The sequence below is a fragment of the Serratia sp. LTN-2 genome, from assembly GCF_059740205.1.
Genome location: NZ_JCAXDO010000036.1, coordinates 1 through 15,719 on the forward strand (window position 1 = coordinate 1; position 15,719 = coordinate 15,719).

9 protein-coding genes and 3 pseudogenes are annotated in these 15,719 nt (G+C 48.7%); all 12 read right to left on the minus strand.

Translation table 11 applies throughout. From position 1 onward, the window contains the following. Window positions 1-151: 151 nt before the first annotated feature. Window positions 152-253: pseudogene (locus tag AC6BYQ_RS27450) on the minus strand (IS6 family transposase); the annotation flags it as partial. A 149-nt stretch (window positions 254-402) separates the two neighbouring features. Beyond that, entirely contained in the window at window positions 403-6,891 is a 6,489-nt protein-coding gene (locus AC6BYQ_RS27455; protein WP_498057843.1) for a putative adhesin, read from the minus strand. A 69-nt stretch (window positions 6,892-6,960) separates the two neighbouring features. Continuing rightward, window positions 6,961-7,202 (minus strand): annotated as a pseudogene (locus tag AC6BYQ_RS27460) (transposase); the annotation flags it as partial. A 154-nt stretch (window positions 7,203-7,356) separates the two neighbouring features. After that, the gene (locus AC6BYQ_RS27465) at window positions 7,357-9,228 is read right to left on the minus strand and encodes a hypothetical protein (RefSeq protein ID WP_498057844.1); all 1,872 of its coding nucleotides are present in this window, start codon (window positions 9,226-9,228) and stop codon (window positions 7,357-7,359) included. A 171-nt stretch (window positions 9,229-9,399) separates the two neighbouring features. Continuing rightward, complete coding sequence (locus AC6BYQ_RS27470) at window positions 9,400-10,122, minus strand: hypothetical protein (RefSeq protein ID WP_498057845.1); 723 nt, start codon at window positions 10,120-10,122, stop codon at window positions 9,400-9,402. 462 nt (window positions 10,123-10,584) lie between these two features. Next, window positions 10,585-11,199 carry a DUF2913 family protein gene (locus tag AC6BYQ_RS27475; protein WP_498057846.1) on the minus strand — a complete coding sequence of 205 codons (615 nt, stop codon included), beginning with the start codon at window positions 11,197-11,199 and terminating at the stop codon, window positions 10,585-10,587. A 28-nt stretch (window positions 11,200-11,227) separates the two neighbouring features. Further along, window positions 11,228-11,929, minus strand: a pseudogene (locus tag AC6BYQ_RS27480) (Rpn family recombination-promoting nuclease/putative transposase); the annotation flags it as partial. A 271-nt stretch (window positions 11,930-12,200) separates the two neighbouring features. Then, the gene (locus AC6BYQ_RS27485; protein ID WP_498057847.1) at window positions 12,201-12,488 is read right to left on the minus strand and encodes a DUF1493 family protein; all 288 of its coding nucleotides are present in this window, start codon (window positions 12,486-12,488) and stop codon (window positions 12,201-12,203) included. Window positions 12,489-13,079: 591 nt separating this feature from the next. Continuing rightward, window positions 13,080-13,331 carry a hypothetical protein gene (locus AC6BYQ_RS27490; protein WP_498057848.1) on the minus strand — a complete coding sequence of 84 codons (252 nt, stop codon included), beginning with the start codon at window positions 13,329-13,331 and terminating at the stop codon, window positions 13,080-13,082. 407 nt (window positions 13,332-13,738) lie between these two features. Then, window positions 13,739-14,296, minus strand: coding sequence for a hypothetical protein (locus AC6BYQ_RS27495; RefSeq protein WP_498057849.1), 558 nt, complete (start codon window positions 14,294-14,296; stop codon window positions 13,739-13,741). Next, complete coding sequence (locus AC6BYQ_RS27500) at window positions 14,236-14,682, minus strand: hypothetical protein (protein ID WP_498057850.1); 447 nt, start codon at window positions 14,680-14,682, stop codon at window positions 14,236-14,238. Before AC6BYQ_RS27500 ends, AC6BYQ_RS27495 begins: the two co-directional genes overlap by 61 nt. Before the next feature lie 48 nt (window positions 14,683-14,730). Further along, window positions 14,731-14,901, minus strand: coding sequence for a hypothetical protein (locus AC6BYQ_RS27505; RefSeq protein ID WP_498057851.1), 171 nt, complete (start codon window positions 14,899-14,901; stop codon window positions 14,731-14,733). Window positions 14,902-15,719: the final 818 nt, after the last annotated feature.

The following is a 15,719-nucleotide window of genomic DNA, read 5'->3' on the forward strand; positions in this document are numbered from 1 at the left end:
CGCACCAACAGGAGAAGTTGCGCGCTACGGTTAATGGTTAGGGATCCCAAAAAAATGCTTTTGAGATTCCTAACCATGAACTGAACCCGATGCCGCGCCGCCACATCCAGTGCAAACACTTTCGTATAACGGTTCAAATGTGACGATTATGATTACGCAGGCTAAGGGCATAGGCCAGATACCAGCGCACACACTGGGCGATGATATCGACGGGATAATACAGTCGCTGGAAGGCATTTCGGATAAAAGACATGGACAGGTAACATCATTAAAAAATAGCATGTTACCTGACGACGCCTCAATGGGACAGAACCATCGGAGCTGCCCGGCGTCGGAGTGAAAGTGCGTCGACGGCGAACGATTAACGTGTTTTCGCCGCCGGCGCCTCGCCCGACGAGCCGGTCACTTTCCCGACGCGCGACCATCCTTGAAATCGTTACGGGCCATCAGGCGGTATTCTTGAGTAAATTGTTCCGGGGCTTTATTTCGGGTGTCCAGAAACATGAAAAAAAGATCGAGTTGCCGCAGCGAAACCCGGTTTAACGTACTCGGGACAGGGCACAGTGCCTGGAGCCTTGGCGTCATTTTACCGTTATAAAACAGGCGAAGCTCTGTATTACTGGCGTGAAGTCTGACATTCCTCAGCCAGTCGACGATCTGCGTCAATTCTCGGTCCGTCATCGTGTTGTCTTTGCCGAAAAAATGCTCCTGTATTACCACGAGATCGACTGACTCGCCAGGCAGGGTGATGGTGAACTTTCCCTTAAGGCTATCGGCGCTTCTGAGGGTCGCGTCGATCGCGTTAGCGTAGGGGGAGCTGGAATCCTGGGACAGGCCATAATAAGCTGCCCCGGCACCAAGGGCGGTCATGCCGGTTGTGGCCACGACCGCCTTCGCCTCGGGGGAAACATTCTGTGCAGCGTGAATAATCACATTGCCGATTGCATCGGTGGGTGGGCGTGACGAGGTGTAGTTTCTGGCGCTGTTTTCACTGAACACATTGGAGAAACGATTGGGCAAAACCGGCGTGGCTCTGGCGCCTGCGGTGTTATTGCCCAATAACGTATTGCGCCATGCCCCCCAGCGCGTTTCGCGACAGGCCAGCACGTGCAGTTCTATCCCGGAGGATGACGGAGATATCGTGCCTGAAATTTGTGATAAGCGCGGTGATTTTTTTAACGTTGGCTCAATGGTGACGATCCCCGGCCGGCGTTCGGCAGACGCCGCGGCAGATGGCTGGCTGTCCTCCAAGCGCCAGGTATCCATTACGCCCGAGGGATTATCATATTCGTAATGGCTCAACTTCATGTTTTTGTATTGGCCAGGTTCTGTCGTTCCGGTTAATTCTTTCATCTCGTCTTTGGTCGCGGTTCGCCATCCGCCCTTTGCATCGGGCACATCGGTAGAGCCCAGGCTGACTCTGACGAGGGGCTTATTCTGGTGGCTGGTTAAGCCTCGATCCACAAGCACTTCGCCGTAGCGAGTATAAAAATAGACTTTGGTATTTTGCGGGACACGGACAGTTTCCCCGATCGAAGAGCCGTGAGCGGAAATCAGTAATTTGTTGGGCGTGACGTTTTTATCATCGGGCATCAGCAACTGAAAATCCCGGTACCGGCGCGCCGTGTAAGAGGTTGACTGCCCTGGCTGCGGCAGCCTCGAGGGGACATTTGTTGGGGTATACAGGACTTTTTGAATATCCGGGTCTGCCGAGTTGCGCAGCGTTTCGAACCAGCGCGGCGTAGTTAAGACTTGCTCACCCTCTTTTACCGTGAGCGGATCGTGTCCCGGTAGCGCATTATAATTTCGCGATGCCTCGGAGGGACTGGCGTAGTCGGTATACGTAATGCGTTTACGGGTCGTTGTGCCCTGATATTTTGCCGCCCAGTCCTGGTCAGACAAAATAAGCGGGCCGGTTAAATCGGGCATCCCTTTGTTTTCGAACTGATGCGCGGTTAAATCGAAAACATAGGCCTGGCCGTTTTTTTTGCCCGTGACGACAAAGTGGTTTGAAGGAATAGTATTTTTAGTCCCATTGTCCCAGATAAACATGCCACGATATTTAATATCATCAAAGCCATTGTCTTTCATAAATTTGCCCACCGGCGCCATAATACTTTCACAGTTGCCGGAGGGGGCCTGTATGGCCTGTCTTACAGGACGATTAGTGGTTTCTATGGCGTTAAGCAGGCTGGCGCCGTCTATGTTGGTATCCAGGTTATAAAGGACCTTTCTGGTTTTCTGCACCGCGCTTGCGGCCGTATCAGAAGCCAAAGAGGCAGGGACGGCAGCGGTCTGCAGGCCCGGAGTTGGCCCTTTAGCGTCGAGGGTTTGCGCTACAGCGGGCGCCGACGGGGCAGAGCCGCCTGCGGCATTGCGGGCTGAAAGTTGTTTTGCAGGCTTGAGGTTATCCACCTCATCCAGCGATTTTAATGCACTGACAATTCTTGGTTTTAATGCTTTATAGCTGGTCACTGCAGCACCTGCAGTATCACCAACAACACCTATCCCGATAAATACAGTTTCCCAAATACCTTCGTTCATCATTACATCGCGTTTATCGGGCCTGTCAGCCATATGTGCCTGTGTAAAAATAGCCCCGGCGCTCGCGACATCGATCCCAAGTGAGACCAGGAATAATAGCGCTTTCTTCGCCATACCCTGTGCTGACAAGGCTCCTATGTTAGTCGTTACAGTCGCGAGAGCAGCATATTTCCTAAATATATCCAAAGTCACATCGACTATTTCTTCGGTATTGGAGTAGATGTGAGTATCATAATCATCTTTTGTTTTTTTATGTATATCATCCGTGATGGTTGAAGCTAATTTATCACGATAAGGGCCATCCTTAAATGATATTGGAGCATAATAATCAAGGTCGTTAATTTTTTGATATTTGAACGGATTAGGTTTCCCTGCATAGCGGAATTTTTCAAACAGCGGCAAGGCATCGATCACGGCCTCGTTGAATGCAGGCCAGTCAGAGGGTGACTCGATGGTTTGCACCTCAATAATTCTGTTTGCAGTATTAAATGCACCTGGACCTGCACGACTCAATTTTTTAGTTTTGAATACAAATACTTTATCATTGTAAATATTTAACACCAGTGTTCTGGAATTTACTCCCTGCCCAACGGTAAAGGAAAAGAAACCTGGAACCTTAACGCCGTTCATATAAAGCTCTTTAGCCGGATTCTTACCCTCATAAAAATCACTCACACACTGATAGAATTCATTCTGTTTATCAGTATTGGCCAAATAACCAACGACTCTTGCTTTTACTGTGTTATCTAGCAAACCAGCTCGCTCTTCTTTGACCTCTTTAGTGAAATAATCATCAGTTTCCTTTTCCAGATCTTCTTGCAATTTAGTACGGTCGAAATTATTAATGAACTCTGCGTGTTGATCTTTAATGGTTGCCCTGTAGTCTCTACCCAGAGGATCCTTTCTTTTATTGACGTCATAAAGATACGTCCCGGTCAGCACATCGCGTAACTTGTAATGCACAACAATAGGCTGTGGTTGTTTAGGTCCATCAAGATTGGGTGAGCTTTTCCCTCCATTTGGAACCAATCTGACAGCAACATAATCATCCAGATTTCTACTGATGTTATTCTTTTTGAGTTCTGCATTAAGATAGTCATCCATTCTCTGAGTGTGATGGAGAATCGGATTATTGAGTCGGGTGACTTTCGCTTTCAACTCCTCCCTTTGCTGAGCAACTTCCTCGTTGCTGGGGAGTTTATAGGTTACTTCATAGCTTACTTTTAATCGACTGCCTGAGCTCACCCAGAAATTATTACGAAAATTCGATCTTTTTGGAACAATTTCACGCCCTGCTTTCTCTCCAAGCCGAACATCCGGAATGGTGTTATTGATATCTCTGGCTATGTTTTCTACGGCTTTGTACGGAGATTTTTCATTCGATGAGAAATTATATTCATGCTGTTGGCCATTTCTGTCAGTGACGATAACTTTTACCGTTTTCCCAACAAAGCTGTATTTATCATCAAATTTCAGCGCCTTACTCTGACCGGGGTTATCCCGCCATGGACTAAAATCCTGAGACCGGAAGCTATCATCTATCCCGTCCATTTCATCAAAATTCACCTCTCTTCGGTTACGCCCACCCCGCTGCGAAACAGCGGTCTCTTCATTGCCATTGTCTGTATCCGCCGCTTCGCCCGGGGCGGTACTCTCCTGAACCCTTGCTTCTTCCCCTCTAACCCCCACGGCCCCCTCATTGGTGGCAGTAACATTACCGTTTTCCATCCCATTTACTAGGGCTGGGATCGCCCCTTCGCCCTGTACTGCCCCACCTTCCGTTGCAAGGGTAACTTTCTGTAAAGCTTTGTGGACGCCCTTAAAACCAGACATGACCCCAGCGTCAAGCACTACATCAAAACCCATCCCTACCCATGAGCCCATTTTTATTTTTTTACTCTTCTCGCCTCCAGCCAATTTCTGGTAAACGGCACTGACTGTATTTTCGTCTGAACTCACACGGGAGTTATATATCTTCGCCATAGTCGTTAATCCCCCGCCTACGGCACCCTTTATGATCCCGGGAGCGGGAGTGGTTATCAATTTAAATCCAAGTTGACTTAACTTTTTCCCCAACAAACTATAAATGGCTTTATAAGGCTTGTCCTGGCCAGGCATGGTATAGTTATTCACTGTGTTCATCTTATATGGTATCATTATCGAAGCCTTGAGGGCCTTATAGGACATTCTGAATACGCTGCTCAGATTGAATGTGACTGTACTCACCGCCTGTTCAAAACATAATTCAACAATCAGACGGGTTGTGCCTCTCGACGTTCTGTTCTGCCCCCAACGAACAATAAAATCAATCAGGTTCTTTTCCAGAGCCACATAATCATCAGGGCTCATGGGTAACTTCAACTCGTCATTACGCGCGTTCTCAAACTCACCAACCAGTCTCGTAGCAAATAAATACCCCTTCGGATCTCCTGATGAGACGATATCCTCAAGCAAACCATGCTTACTCAATGCCGCCAACACATTCCCCGCATCGGGCATTGACCAATTGTTTAACCCCCTTTCTTTAGCAAGGTTCGCCCAGTGCTTGGCCAAGCGCGCACCCCGTGAATTGTCATCTAATGGTTGACCGGTAATATATGCTGACGTTGTCGATATCTTTTCTTTTATCTTGGTCGCCAATAAAGACGACTTTTCAGCTAAATCTTTGATGGCGGAAAAATTGCGTGACTGGTGTTCAGCTGAAACAATGACGCTGTTTAACGCCATCACGGACTTTGCAAGCTCCTCGGTAATATCAGGCAGAAATTTATCTACCTTCTCCCCTATACGTTCAAAAAGGTATGAAGCATAAAACTGCTCATTAATCATTTTCGTTATAGCGTGAGAGAATTGGTGATGGATCGCATCCTTAATACTCTCCATGCTGTCTTGGTTGTGACTAAAACGCTTCACTATCTCACGTGCGTTATCGATATCACTGGCGAATAACTGACTTAGTACGTCCAGTTTTGCTGATGTTTTGCCTTCAGGAGTCTCTTGTTCCATCTTATCCTTAATCAATTTTCTTAGCTGAGTATAAACCGTCTCCTCTTCCAGATTATTGGGCGAGTCTTCACTGTTCGTGATTTTTTCATTATCATGTGCAGCCAAGTCAGCTGAAAACATGCCATTTATTTTTTTTAGTTCTTTTGCTTTGAACAAAATTGACTGACTGGCGAGTTGAAGTTTTATTGCCGGCTGTTGCAATTGCCACAAGACACTTCTGATGATGGAATCATCCAAGGTATCTATGGGAGCCTTGAATGGAAGAGCCGCTTGGACGCCCCGTCTCCCCGTCCTGAAAACGACAGAAACCGCGATACCTACCTGCAACTTTATCTTTCCGTACTTATTTGTTAACCAGGCTTCGTTTTCATCACTTTTATCACTTTTATCACTTTTATCACTTTTATCACTTTCATCTGTGGTCTGTACCCTCTCGGGAAGCGAGGATAAGTTTGATAATGACGCTTTATCCCCCAATTTACAGGAGAAATCCTGAAGAAACTCAGCTGTTTTGCTAAAGAAAGCCTGGGCGTTGCTGCCCGACAGATCGGAAGCATGCTGATGGGCTTTCTTTGCCGCGCTGCGTGTTGCCGTTATCGCCGCCGCAAAGACTGCCGCTTTGTCTGCTTCTTTCGCCGCGACTCTGTTGCCCACAAGCGCTGACCAGTCGATGTTGCCGTTGGCACCCGCCTTCATTTCTTCCAGAGCCATTGTCACTGCCTGGCCATCGTCTGGCATAAAGGTGTTGGTGACTTCGGAGATAAGCTCGTCTTCCACTGCCCTTTGTAAGTTTTCCGCCGTGCTAAAATCGACAACCAGGCCCAACGCTTGAGCAACACGAGTCAGTGCCTGAAGGGTAGATTCCAGGTTTCTCACCATCGATTGGGCATCAATTCTACTCCCCAGTTTGTCTGCCGTTCCTTCAACTGCAGAGATACTCATGCTCACCCAGTCCTGTATGGTATTACCTGAAAGATTATTGATAAACCTGTCAAGCTCCGCGATTTGCTCCGACAACCATATCCATAACAGGCTTCTCTTGTTGACATGCCCGTCTACCAGAGATTTGGCAGCATTCACGGCTTTTTGTAGCTTCTCCAATAAAGAACCATCAACCTCCGGCACCTGACTATTGTGCCCCTTACGTCTAAATTCTTGTGCTTCGGCTAAATGATCCCGGGCGATAAACGAGAAAAATGAATCAGGTGTTCTCCCTAGCCCCTCACCGGAATATGAGGTTCCCGGGACTCCTGCAGCATTCTGGTAAGACAGCTCACTGATGTCGCTTTCGTCTGTCTGGACGGCTGAGGGTTCTTTTTTTTGCTGATATTCATAGACCATATGCGGTACTCCAGAAAAAAGTCAATGTGGGTGTAAGCACACCCATTTTAGTTCCACACATTTTTTTAGCTTGAGTGCCCGGCACGCCAGACTAAGATCGGCAAACATCTGTTTCAGTCGACGGTTTTCATCCTCAGGATGTTTCATCTTTTTGATATCAGATGCTTCCATACCATCAAACTTCGCTTTCCAGTTGTAATACGAGGCCTCAGATATTCCCGCTTCGCAGCAGGCATCTTTTACACTACGTCCGGCTTTGACGGTTTCAGAACGGCGATGACTTGGAGTTCAGTGGATCGTGCCTTGCACATAACGATCTGCTCAGGGGACATTATCAGTATGTCCGAAGACCTCTGAAAGTAAATGGCGCTGCCGTTTTTTTAGGCAGCCAACAAAACGGGCTGAAGGCCACCTGCACCAAAGAAAGGTTTGGCACCAGACCGCCTGCTCGCAGCTCGGTTCGGGTTAGTATCCCCACATCGCCAGTAATCCTGGCCTGAACAAGCCTTGCGGGCAGGATTTTCCTACCTTGTTTTGCCAGTTGTTCTGCCACGCTATCCGCCCATTGATTACCTGCTGTGCGGTGGGATGGGACATCGTTTCTCCCTCGGCGGCAAGTTGATAGGCAAGCAGCGCGCGCGCTGCCATCTGTTTTCCCTGCGGCGAGCTGGCTTTACTAAAATCTTTCGCCACGTGCGTACGGATGACCTCTTCGACCGCTGCATCAAATTCGGTCACCGGGGTTTGCGGGAATTGTTCCATCAGGACTTCGCGCTGGGCGTAGAAATACTGACCAATATCGCGCGCGATACGCCAGTCCACGGAAAGCAGGTCAATGGGTTTCAGGGCGACTGTCATGATGCTCTGCTCAAGCTGATTGAGCGATGCCGTAATGCCCGCCTCGGCATCAATCAGTTTTCCGCTGTGCTTTTGAGCAAAAACCGGTTCCTGGTTGTCAGCTGGCAACGCATCATCCGGGCTTTTCAGTATCTGATTTAACCGTTCCGCCGCCTGCCAGAAACGGCGCAGAGCCTTTTTCATGGCGTCGAGAAAGCGCGTCACTTCCCCGGGAACGGGCGAATGGCGGCTAATGTCGAGCGTTTCGCGTTCAAGCACATTCTCCAGGTTCTCCACGCGCAGGAACGCGGCCTCTCTTTGATAACCCAGGGTGGTTCTCTGGAGGGGGGCGTCCTGCGGCGTTGCCGCAAGCCTGCGGGAATAGTTGAGATAATCATAAGCGGCAATATAAATCGGCTCGGCCAGTATCCTCAGCGATTCGCGAAGTTGGGTTTGCGCATCATTGGGCTGTGTCGTCCTTCTCAGGGCGCTGTACCACATCCGCTGGGACGTCCTGCTGACCTCCCAGGAGGCATCGGATCGCTGGCTATTTAGAAGCGGGGTAATCGTCCTGACCTTATTCAGCACCGATTTTCCGCTGTTTATCGCCAGCGTGCCGGTTTTGTCCGCGACGTTTTTCCAAGTCAGCCTGTCGTATGGGATTTTTTTTAACGCGTCAACCGCATCGGATCCGGTGGTTTTAACTTTGTGAGTCGCATCATGAAAAAAGCGTTTCATCTCCCCCGTGGAGGATTGGCCCGCAGCCAGCGCCGTTCTGACCGCGCTAACATTTTTATCGTCGAGCACGGTAAGGTTAATCGATAGGCCACCTGCCGCGGCCCTGAGCGGTTTGAGCAACGACATGCTATCGTCGTCTGCGCTAATCCGGCCAATACATTTCTGAATATCAGCCTGGGTTTTCCGGATGGCGTCCTGAACGTTGCCCAGACCGGAACGGGCCTCATCAATGTCCTTAGCCGACGGCATAACGGCGTCTTTCGCGGTGCCGGCCGCCAGCAGCGCCTCGCCCAGCGGTACGTACAGCGCGGCCAGCATGACGGTGTCCGTGGCCTGTCGCGACAGGTCAATAATGCCCAGCATCACTTTTCTCTGTTGGCCATTCATCTCACGGATATCCATATCCTGAGCGAGATTAATCATTGCTTTAAGCGCTTCGCCGGAGGCGGTGACATACCAGCTTTGGCTCCCGGCTATCCCGGAAAATTCCTCGAGAAACGTATTCAGTAGCGCTATATCAACCCGTAGCGCTTCTTTGTTGTAACCATACTGACGGAATTCTCTCAGCTCACTGGCCTTGTCGACGTCATAGCCCTGTTGCAACCGCTGATGCAGCGCGGCACGGCTGGCGCCGTTATTGCCTCCCTGTGTAACCCCTCCTGCGTCAAAGACTGAGGCGCGCTCTTTTTCGATGGCGCGTTCGGTCTCTTCTTCCTGAGCAGCGGCAGGAGCCGTTTTTTTAATCAAGAACTCATAGGGCATGGGCCAGTCTCTTCTGAAGAAAAAAGCATGGTTAAAGCTTAGACAACTATTGGCGCGAAGGTGGAGCGGCTTCAGGAAAAAATTTCCGTGTCAACTCAAGAGCCGCGTCCGGACGGTGAGTGCCGGGCAAAGCGCCACGCAAGTGGTTAGGCGTGTAACTATTGTAGTGGCTCAAAATTCCTCGATGTACGCGACTCGCCATTTTTTGGAATAGCCACCACTTGTGGAACCGTCTACCAATCTAGTAGTGACATTTTGGCTAACACTGAAGGTCCACCCCGGATAATAATTTGTGCCTTCGACAGACTTGTGCAACCAATAACATGCGTCTGGCGATCGTTCGCTTGACCACCCGCCGTCGCCGTATATTGATATATCTCCCCACTGAGCAACCAACGTGCCTAGTCTTCGTATTCCGTCGCCCGCTTGTACATCGTCGTATTCCGGCAGCCGGGTCCCTCTGGGCATTTTGTGTTTGGCGTCTTCCCAGTACATGATATTGCCCCCCTTGTTAGTGAACCATTTCTTAATGCGGAATTTATATTCAATCATCCTATCACCGGTAGCTTTTGATTGGGCGGAAATGGTCACTTCCTTACCATCACCCTTATCTTTAAAGGTGACTACCCCGTCACTTACCGTCACCCATGCAGCTGAAGAACTCCATTGATAATTGGCCGGAACATTATCGATATCGCCATTTAAAATGAGGGTAAAAGATGCCCCTATAAATCCGGTAGTAGGGAATCCAACTTTTACATCAAAATTATTCCCATTAACAGCAACGTGTTTTATAGCTTCTTCAATTGGAATTACACGAGTTTCAATTTCACGCTTATCACCTTCAACCTCAGGAAGCAACTTTCCTATCGGGATAACCTCGAGTTTAACCATCTCCTCTTTATCATTATTCCCTGGTGTATAACTATAACCGTCGTAAGTACCCTCAACCTTTTTAAATTTACCGCTTGTAGGGGAGGCAAATTTCGTCCAGTCATACCCCGCCTCCCCTTTTTTTGGTCTGGATGCCCCTCAGGGCACTTCCAAAACCACGTCAATTTCGAACCGTTAGCCCCCGTACCATTGGAAATAAAATTCAGCTCGGGGTTGCATGTTTGACCTACGACTAACGCTTTAGGCATGTTAGTTATTGAGACTTCAGGCAAGCCATAATAATAATCTAATGGCAAGGGACTATGGCGAGGTAAAACGCGCGGCGGGCACAAGCCTCTCATTTTGAGGTGAATATTTTTACCGACGATGCGCACAGGTTATCCCCAATATTTGTGGATAACGTCCTGGTTGTGAGTGGCGTGGCGCCGTTGGTGGAATATGGGGACCGTGGCGGTAGCGGTGTTACGCCGGTTCAAGCGCGATGGTGTGGCAGGCTGACGTGCTACCCTGCCGACGCGTACACAGTCCGTATTCTGCCATGACGTGCATAAACCGGTCGGCGTCACCGACCACCCGAAAGGTGACGGGGTGCAGATGGCGACCGCCCTGGGCAAAAGCGGCATTCAGCGCCGTTTTTTCGACATAGAACCCGTTATGCTGTGGCGGTGTCGGCACGACGCCGGACTTCCACTCTTTCGCGTCCAGCACATAATTTTCCCAGCCCTGGTCTTTCAGGGTTTCGGAGGCGTAGGTGAGTCGGAACAGGTCGGATTGAGCGGCCAGGTTGCCGCTGCAGGAACGCCAGAGGTATTCCAGATGCTGGCGCAGGTGACCGGCCGGGCCGTGCTTACGGCCGCGGTCGAGTAACCACTGGATGTCAATTGCCACGCTCCTGGGGAAGCGTTTTTGCTTTTGGGCGATGGCCAGCCAGCGGCTCAGGAACAGGTTTTCGGCATAGGGCGTGCCGGCGATACCGTCCTGGCGCGCCAGCCCCAGCGCTGCCAGGGCGCAGAACGCCAGATGGCTAAGCGCTGAGATGATGTTTTCCGGGGAAACGGATGCGGTTTTATCAGTCAATGGTTGCCCTGCCCCTCGACGCAAAGGATTAGTGGCGAATTTGGGCCAGGTCGTCAGCGCTCAGCCCGGTCATCTTCATCACCGCGACGCGATCGAGGCCATTGGCCAGCATGGTGCGGGCAACTTCGAGTTTGCCTTCATTGCGCCCTTTTTCAATACCGCGTTGTTTACCCAACAGGATACCTTTCTGGATACCCTTCTCGATACCTTTTTGTTCAAGCTGTTGTGCGATGATCATCAGTTCCTCCTCATGTTGCGGAACCCGCAGGGCCAGTTCGCGGACAAATGCCTCTGCATTCGCCGATTCACCGGCCTGCATAATATAGTGTATCAGCGAAATCACCTGTGGCGAAGAGAGATAGCCGGCCAGCAGAATGGCGGACAGCCTGTCGGTCAGTTCGGCCAGGTCGCGCTGACGAATATGTTTCTGCAGCAGGGTCAGTGCGGCCATGCTGCGGTGACCCATAATCTCTTCGTCGGGAATGACCGTCACATCAACCAGCGGAAAATCGCCGGTGTACAGTTTCCCGGCCAGCGTCGAATCATCAAACTCCTGCAGCCAGTTGGTCGAGTAAGGGTACGGGCTGCGTTTGCCGGTGTAGAACAGTACCGGAATGACCAGCGGCAGCTTTTTGTGGCCGGCGTCGAGGTGACGCTGCATGGCGGCGACGGCATAGCGAATGAGGCGAAACGCCATGTGCTTATCCGGGCTGGACTGGTGCTCGATAATCTCCTCAGGGAGACATAATCAGTATGTAGGAAGATCTCTAAAAGTGAATGGGCCGTTTTGCCGGGATGATTACATCGGGACTGACTTTTATTAATTAATTTATTTGCTTGATTTTTATATTTATAGTCTATGTGGTAAGGTTTTATAGATATAGAGGAGTGAGATGAAGAAACTGCTCGTCACTTTCACATAATTAAAAGGGTATTTGAATGTTGTAGCTGTGACGAGCGATTTTGTCAGATTCAAATTGTATGTATTCTTTACTTATTTTTTAATACAACCAGCGCCCCGCTTTGGCCGATTCAACCAACATACCGATGGTGAGTGGTCTGAGCGGCTGTTCGGGCACTTTCGAGCCGAGGAATTCTGGAGCAAAATAGTGGGTAAACTCCATGCCGGCCGGATCGACATGCCATATGGCCAGGTAGGTGTTGATCGCATCGTCACCGTCATCCCAACCAATCTTGAGATCTTCCCGCAAACGCGTGTCTAGCGTTACAAAAAATTTCCTCTGAGCAACAACCGTAAGCCTCGGCAAGTTTGTGACGGTAAATCTCATCCCATAAAACATAGATCATGCACAGCAGGGCTTTGGTTAACTCGGTTGTGAACAAGCCATTTTTATTACACCGGCTGACTAATTCATTAATATCCATTCGGGCATGCATCTTCTTGTCCGTTTCCAGATCGGAACCGAGCCACAGGCGTTCCCTCTTGCTGAACCTCATTTTTTTAAATTCTTTACTCTTACTTTCTATACCTGTTACTGAAAAGGTAAGGCAAAATAAATATGCATCACATGAATCTATAAATTTTTCAATGATGGCATAAATGACTTTTTTCTCTCATCTTCAGTGGTTACAAGACCCATGCGAGCTCTTTGCTCTTAGTGCGAATTAAAATTAACCCATTCAGCTCATACACTCATTTCTAGGGCACGGTATCCGTGATACCCGATCTGACGTTTATTCGCCGGGCTGAAGTTCCCGAATACTCGTCAAATCAAGACGGTTTGCACTCCAGACGCCGCTCTGACCGCGGGGCTGGTTTGGGTCAGTCCAGTATGGTTACTCACGTCGGGTCAGTACCCGCTGAACGAATAAGCAACCAGACCTGGTGCCGTCCGTCAGGCTCGCCACATGAAACACCATCAATACCCAAAGAGTTTGATGAGTGCGAAGGCGCCGGGGACAATATCGTAGCATTCGTCGATTTTGTGCCTCTTTCCCATCACCTCACGCAGTTGCGCCAGCAGGCGTTGGCGATCCCAACTGATCGGCAACAATGGCCGATACGGCAGTGCCCTCAGATGGGAAAGGGCCGCGTCAATATCCGTTTCACTGATGACCAGGGTTTGCTTGCGTCTACCAAACAAATACACAATCACGGGGGGGTCAACCATTATCTGTAGTGACCTGCACATTATCTCTCGCCTCACTTCAACGTTATCCCTCTGACATCCCGTTTTCGCCCGGCTTACTGTCACTCACTCGGCCGCTTTTAAACGCAATCTATCATCAGTCGGTGTACCTTGATGAAACCACATCTGCCAATCCGACTTTTCCGTAAGGATCCAAATCGACGAATGTGCTGTGCAACGAATTGCATGACCCTGTGCGCTGCTGGCTGATGCCGTTCAACCTCAAGCGTCTAGATTTGCCTAAACAACTTTGAAAAATGAGTTGAAATTCCCTAATTTTTTAACGTGTTACGTGTCATCTGGCAAACTTCGGCCGCAATCTTTGTACCCGAATGACACTTGTGAAATCTGACTAATCCCTGAATTTTACCGGTTGTTATATCGTCACGTCAGAGAAACCCCTGTTTTACTTTTTTTTTGACGAGCTCTTCCCGATGAATTTGCGCTTTTTTTCGCTCTAGTTGCATGGACCATTTATCAATGTTCCTTGGTAAGTCACGGGTAAGAAAGTCTGGATATTCTTTTTTAAATTCAGCGACTTCAGACAGTTCACTGAGAATGACTTTCAATATCTTAATGACATCTAGATTATGCGTGACAATAAAACGCCTGTAACGACTCTTTCCTATTTCATGCTCAAACAAGTCAAGATACTTACGTGCCGTTCTGAAATCATCTTTCAAAAATCTTTCCAAGAGGTAAACAACTACAGGAACCATCAATGCTTTGATACGTTCTACTTCTTGTGTGATATTTTTTTTAACCCCGGTGGTCACATTATGAAATCGTGACGCCATGCAAGCTATAGGGTTGAGTACGCGGATGTTTTTATGCGGGGTATATTGAAATCCTTCCAGAGGCAGAAGGAACATGTCGGTGTTAATTTTTAACTTATCACCTTCAAAATCAGTGGGTTCCAAATAGGATGCACTTGATAAAACATCCATGATATTAGGTACTTCTCTATACTCAGAGTCAAAAATCTGCTTGTTGACGAATTTTTTTTCAAGTACGTTTTTACATTACCATCCTTGATATTCTTCATGGGAAGAATAGCCAACGATGGCGGAGTACCATCATTAAATTCTGCAGGAACGTTCAGTGCCGCACAGATTTCCTGAATATCTACTTTTCGTGCAGTAACATCGATATCATTGGATGTTATATATTGTTCAGGAGGGGGGGATTCATAATTATCTTTGTACCAAACAGCCCAATAATGAACGGCTTGTCCGCCAACAGTGATAATAGGAGAACTGAATTTGTCACCATGCCTCATCAGTTCTGCGTTAATAAGGTACAGTTGATCCAGAGGTTCTAAATGTTCAGACATAAAAAAGCCACCTTTAAAAAGATGGCCCATTATCACAAATTCTTGTACTTAAGCAAACGAGAACTTTTTCTGCAATTTTGCTGAAGATTTTAACTGCCCGAACTCTGATTTAGGCTCGAACGGTTTAGCAACACGTTCACCTGCCTCAATTTGGCGCAACTCCACGTCGTAAAGTACGTGTTGCCTCTGTTTGATGTTTCGAGCTGAAGAGTATGCCATCTTATCCACCTGAAAGCAGGAATTTAAAATCCTCTGATATACAAATTATGCTCGTATTTTCGACTACAGTCAAATCTTCGACCGGATCATATGACGCAGGTGTACCCTGCTTCCCGGCATCGTAACTGTCAGGTCCCGAGGTTTCTCCCCCGGTGTATACGATGATGTTCACTGGTTAAATGATAGATGTTATGTTGAGCAGTTGTTACAAGAAATCTTGTGGATCATCCCGTTACGTCTTGCTTTGTTCCACTGCATCGGTTTTCCGCGAGGAAAGCCGACTTGTACAGAAGTTATCCCCAGTTTCTGTGGATAACCCATATATGGTATATTGTGTGCGGTTTTTAACACTGTATAGGGTGTTTTTAACCCCTGGCGGCGGTTTGACGGGCGTCAGCCGCCGCCAGTATTTCGATCCTCCCCTCTCGGTATTTATCCGTTATACTCCAGTTTTACCGATTTGCAGATCCGCGGCAGCAGATTTATTGCGAACGATCACCGTGGCGTTCTCAGGCACAATAGTGACTGAGTTTTCTGCCAGTACCCGCCCTCCTCCGCCAAAATTGGGTAAATCTTCAGCAGACTGCGCTACGTGAAAAATAAATTTTTATCAGGGTCATAGTACTGCAGATTTCACGTAGCGCGATCGGGAGAGAGGCCAGATTCTCCGCTTGTCCGAGGGCCGGTTGGTAGCGAAAGGTGGAGGAATTTTCTGATAGGGCAATGTTGAATTTTCGAGGTGAACGTAGCGCACCTGCGGTGCGAGCACGGCAGCGTTGCTGCCTCAACCGTCTTTAAGCCCCAGCCTCACATCAACA

What these genes read in the sequence shown, in the direction of transcription:
- AC6BYQ_RS27470 (WP_498057845.1), bottom strand. Translation starts at nt 10,122, where the DNA reads ATGGTTAAACTCGAGGTTATCCCGATAGGAAAGTTGCTTCCTGAGGTT.
- AC6BYQ_RS27465 (WP_498057844.1), bottom strand. Translation starts at nt 9,228, where the DNA reads ATGCCCTATGAGTTCTTGATTAAAAAAACGGCTCCTGCCGCTGCTCAG.
- AC6BYQ_RS27455 (WP_498057843.1), bottom strand. Translation starts at nt 6,891, where the DNA reads ATGGTCTATGAATATCAGCAAAAAAAAGAACCCTCAGCCGTCCAGACA.
- AC6BYQ_RS27495 (WP_498057849.1), bottom strand. Translation starts at nt 14,296, where the DNA reads ATGGATGTTTTATCAAGTGCATCCTATTTGGAACCCACTGATTTTGAA.
- AC6BYQ_RS27500 (WP_498057850.1), bottom strand. Translation starts at nt 14,682, where the DNA reads ATGTCTGAACATTTAGAACCTCTGGATCAACTGTACCTTATTAACGCA.
- AC6BYQ_RS27485 (WP_498057847.1), bottom strand. Translation starts at nt 12,488, where the DNA reads ATGAGATTTACCGTCACAAACTTGCCGAGGCTTACGGTTGTTGCTCAG.
- AC6BYQ_RS27505 (WP_498057851.1), bottom strand. Translation starts at nt 14,901, where the DNA reads ATGGCATACTCTTCAGCTCGAAACATCAAACAGAGGCAACACGTACTT.
- AC6BYQ_RS27490 (WP_498057848.1), bottom strand. Translation starts at nt 13,331, where the DNA reads ATGGTTGACCCCCCCGTGATTGTGTATTTGTTTGGTAGACGCAAGCAA.